The organism is Acinetobacter sp. UBA2063 (genome assembly GCF_002333245.1).
GTDB lineage: Bacteria > Pseudomonadota > Gammaproteobacteria > Pseudomonadales > Moraxellaceae > Acinetobacter > Acinetobacter parvus.
Genome location: NZ_DDAH01000065.1, coordinates 1 through 4,489 on the forward strand (window position 1 = coordinate 1; position 4,489 = coordinate 4,489).

4 protein-coding genes and 1 pseudogene are annotated in these 4,489 nt (G+C 42.7%); 3 read left to right on the top strand and 2 right to left on the bottom strand.

Features of this window, described 5'->3' with window-relative positions; translation table 11 throughout:
- The first annotated feature begins 406 nt into the window (after positions 1–406).
- Positions 407–1,708, top strand: a complete 1,302-nt coding sequence (locus tag B4H32_RS03110) for a lytic murein transglycosylase (protein WP_286799826.1) — start codon at positions 407–409, stop codon at positions 1,706–1,708.
- Positions 1,709–1,754: 46 nt separating this feature from the next.
- Here the strand turns inward: B4H32_RS03110 and B4H32_RS03115 are convergent, their stop codons facing one another.
- Positions 1,755–2,138 (bottom strand): hypothetical protein, encoded by a 384-nt coding sequence (locus B4H32_RS03115; protein ID WP_171062072.1) that lies wholly within the window; start codon positions 2,136–2,138, stop codon positions 1,755–1,757.
- Between the two features lie 221 nt (positions 2,139–2,359).
- Here B4H32_RS03115 and B4H32_RS03120 point away from each other — a divergent pair.
- Positions 2,360–2,725: pseudogene (locus B4H32_RS03120) on the top strand (DDE-type integrase/transposase/recombinase); the annotation flags it as partial.
- 53 nt (positions 2,726–2,778) lie between these two features.
- Here B4H32_RS03120 and B4H32_RS03125 read toward each other — a convergent pair.
- Positions 2,779–3,690 (bottom strand): matrixin family metalloprotease, encoded by a 912-nt coding sequence (locus B4H32_RS03125; RefSeq protein WP_004683861.1) that lies wholly within the window; start codon positions 3,688–3,690, stop codon positions 2,779–2,781.
- 181 nt (positions 3,691–3,871) lie between these two features.
- Between B4H32_RS03125 and B4H32_RS03130 the strand changes: the two genes are divergently transcribed.
- On the top strand, positions 3,872–4,489 hold a 618-nt coding region (locus tag B4H32_RS03130; protein ID WP_286799849.1), incomplete at its 3' end, for an MBL fold metallo-hydrolase.

Below are 4,489 nucleotides of genomic sequence, written 5' to 3' on the forward strand. Positions count from 1 at the left end.
GTTTAAATTCAAAGTTTTAAATTTAACACCTGAAGTGGATGCAAAGTATTGAGCGTGTGGATAACTTGGTTTTGCAATTTTGAATTTAAAACGATGTAAATGGGGCATTTGCAGTTTAAATTCAAAATATCTGTCAGTTTTTAAATTTAAAATCATGATGGTGTTTTTATTTTAAGTTAAATGATTAGTCTGGATTGTGGATAAATTTATTTTGTGTTTTTGAATTTAAAGTACAGGGTGAAATTTGAATTCAAAATATAGGAATTATTTTTAAATTCAAAAATGATTGCAGGTTTTAAATTTAAAACACAATAAATGAATTCAAAGTTACGATTGCAAACGGAACATGGTGCAGTTGCATGTTAAGGTGAATAAGAAATTTAAATTTAAAAACTCTGGTTAAGACATGAAACATCATTTTTGTTTATTTATAGGCACTGCCTTATTTGCTTTCTTTAATCAAGCACACGCAGAACTCATTATTAATGGTGCAAAGGTGGCAAGCAACACCGCTACAACGACGGCACCTGTAACAGGCAGCTATATGTCAACTTCCAGTTTTCAGGGCTGTCTGGCAAATTTACGCTCCCAGGCAATTGCTTCAGGTGTTTCTGGCTCAACCTATGATCGCTATACACAAAATTTAAGTCCTGATTATTTAGTCATTGATAAATTAAATTATCAGCCTGAGTTTTCGACCCCGATCTGGGATTATCTGTCTGGGCTTGTGGATAACGAGCGTGTGCAGGCTGGGCAGCAAAAACTGGCCCAGCATCGTGTGGTACTGAACCGTGTGGAACAGACCTATGGTGTTCCTGCTGAAACGGTGGTGGCAGTGTGGGGTGTGGAAAGTAATTACGGGGACATTTCAGGTAAATATCCTTTATTGCAGGCTTTGGGGACACTGAGCTGTGAGGGCCGCCGCCAAAGTTATTTCCGTGGCGAGTTCTTCGCCACCATGCGGATTTTACAACGCGGTGATTTAACTCAGGATCAACTCTATGGTTCCTGGGCAGGTGCTTTTGGTCATACCCAATTCATGCCATCCACCTATGAGCGTCTGGCGGTGGACTTTGATGGGGATGGCCGCCGTGATTTGGTTTCAAGCACCACAGATGCTCTCGCTTCAACTGCCAATTTCCTAAAACGGGCAGGGTGGCAAACTGGCATGCCATGGGGCTTTGAAGTCAAAATTCCACAAGGTGTGTCAATTGCAGGCGAAAGCCGTCGTAATAAAAGGTCACTGAATAGCTGGATTGCGCAGGGCGTAACCCGTACGGATGGTACGGCATTGATTCAGGGCAATTTGTCAGGCAGTACGCCAGCAGGACTGATTACACCCGCAGGTGCCAATGGCCCAGCATTTTTGGTATTTAAAAACTTTGATGCGATTTATAGCTATAACGCAGCGGAAAGCTATGGATTGGCAATTGCGCATCTATCCGACCGTTTAAGGGGTGGAACACCTTTTTTAACTGCCTGGCCAACAGATGATGCTGGTACCTCACGTGCAGAACGTCGTGAAATCCAGCAGTTCCTGATTCAGCGGGGCTATGACATTGGGGCCGTAGATGGTTTGATTGGTGATAAAAGCCGTCAGGCGATTCAGCAGGAACAAACCCGTTTGGGTTTAAAACCAACAGGTCGGGCAGGGCAGCAGATTTTACGGGCGTTCCGTCAGGAACAAGCCAAGCAGATGATGCAATAATAATGTGTTCATCAAAAAAGGTCTGCAAAATGCAGACCTTTTTTACTTATGGCGCATCGTCCAGTTTAACCGCTTCCAGAATATCAAAAATCACCGCGGTCACATCCTGACTTAAATCACGGTCATTAAAAATTTCATAGGCCGTGATGGTCACATCAGTGTCACTTGGCAACTGTTTTTGTTCTTCTTCAATCAGATGTTCAATCGGTAAAAGGGTCTGCTTCACTTCCAGATGCAGGATTTCGTCATAAGCAACGTTTTCATCTTCAAGCTCGATTTCCTGCTCATTGAAATAAGGGATTAAAATAGAGTGGAGATAAGGACTAATATCCTGAATATCCAGGATTTCAACATCACGAGTCTGTTCAATGGTACTGATGTGGTCATTCACTTCAATGAGGATATGATAATAACTCATGCTGATCTCCATTAAGACTAAGATGATGTTTTGACACCACAATAACATGAATAAATCAAAAGAATCGACTGATTGTTACGATCTTTTTAAAAACATCAGCTTATAGATTTCTCATATCCTTATAACAGAGACTCAACGAGAAAAGCTGAGTAGTTCCAGATCGACATCTGCGAGTTAGAAGTTCTTCGCATCTTGTTGCTTGATACGTGGATACATGAGGGATTTTGGATCGTGGGTGTGTTTTACTTGCAGCGGTAATCGACTTATATTCACGCAAGATTGTGGGTTACAGTATGTCAAATCGCATGACTGCGGATTTGGTGTGTGCAGCGTTACAACATGCGATTGCGACACGACAACCGCCTAAAGGCTTGATTATGCACACGGACAGAGGCTCACAGTAGTGCTCGACACAATATCAGGATTTACTCAATAGATATAGGATTGAGTGCAGTATGAGCCATAAGGGGCTTTGTTACGACATTACGCACTATATTGCGAGGTTTTATAATCAGGTGCGATTACATTCCACACTCAATTATTTGTCCCCCAATTTATTTGAACAAAAAATGAGTGATTTTGAATATGCCTGTGTCTGATTTTACTTGACCATTACAATTTCCATCTTTAACAGAGTCGGACTATGCGGTAGTTATCTTGCCAGCAGTAGGTCGCGGTCTGCTTGGGTTAAACGAAAGTGGGCAATATCCTGATCTTTCATGACTGGATGCATCAGTGCATGGGGATCATCAGTATGTTGCAGACCCAGCGCGTGGCCCAGTTCATGTGCCAGTGTCAGGCGTAGGTCATCCTCCGATTCAAATTCATAGATCAGGATTTGTTTGCCATTAAATAGACCTTTATGAAATAAATGGGGCTGAAAACGCTGTTTATATTGCTTAACTGAAGCATTCAATTGCTGGTCAAGCGCATTCAGTTCATCAATTTGCTGGTTGAGTTGACTGATTTTTTGGTTGTATTGACCAATTTCCTGCTGTAGTTGCTCAACATTTTGCTGTAGATGCTGTTGTCGCTGCTGGAAGTATTCAGCATTGACAGAAGAGGAGGGACTACGTTGGGCAATCTGTCGCTCCTGATTATAGTATTGAATCTGTTGGTCCAGTTGTAGCTGTTTTTGATCCAATATCTGTTTATTTTGCAGGACTTCCTGTTCGATCTGGTCAAGCTGCTTCTTTTTATTTAGCCATTGCTGTTGATTGGTTTCGAGTCGGCTTAAATGTTCCCGACGTTGCTCACTTTCATACTGCCGTTCATCATAGATTAAATGAATCGCGAGCTGTGCATTCGGGTCATAAACAAAATAATCCTTTCCAGTGCCATCTTTCCAGACCTGCGTGGCTTGCTGGCTAATCGCCTCGACCTGCTCAACACTGAGTTTAAAACGTGGGTCAACTGCGGCAATACGATAACGTAGCCGTGTATCAAGAGGGTGGGTGATACGATCTGTGAGCGAATTAAACTTGAGTTGAGGATGTTGGCGGGTTTGATAACCCGACCACAATAGAAAAAATGCCAACCCCAACATTAAAAAAACACGAGTCATTCTATTTTATGTTCTTCTGGTTAATATGGTGCAAAACAGTGCAAGACATCTCTGTCTAAACGCTCAGTCGGTCAACTATAACAAAATTGCAAGAACACTGAAAAATATATAATCATTCTTCTGATTCTGTTTTAATGAATTGATAAAACATGGATGAATAGAAAAAGACCAAGGAATAAGGATGCTGAAATATTTACTTAAAGCTCCCGAGGCAGGATGGGCTGCTGCATCGCCCGCTCAGGCAACAGTTGAAAATTTAAAAATCAGGTATTTGGGGACAGCGGGATTTATCCTGTCTGACCAGCATCGCACGGTGGTGCTCGATCCCTTTATTAGCCGTCCAAGCCTGTGGCAGACCTTTACCCAACCTTTATTGAGCGATCCAGCATTAGTGAAACGGTATATCTCAAAGGCGGATGAGGTGCTGATTGGTCATGCACATTACGATCATATTCTGGATGCGCCAGAAGTGTGTAAACAAACGGGGGCACGGTTAATTGGTTCACAGGCCACATTAATGTATGGACGTTCAGCAGGCCTGTCGGAACAGCAGATGCTTGAAACAAAGGGGCGGGAAACCATTGACTGTGGAAAATGGCAAGTTGTGGGTTTGCCATCCATACACGGTAAGGCACTGTTTGGTCGCGTGCCTTTACCAGGGGATATGACCACACCTCCGCCTTATCCGCCGAAATTTCATCATTTACGGCATGGGCAGGTCTTCAACTGGTGGATTCATACGGGCAAGCTCAGTGTGGTGCATATTGATTCAGCCGACTTTATCCGAATAGCCGTAAAA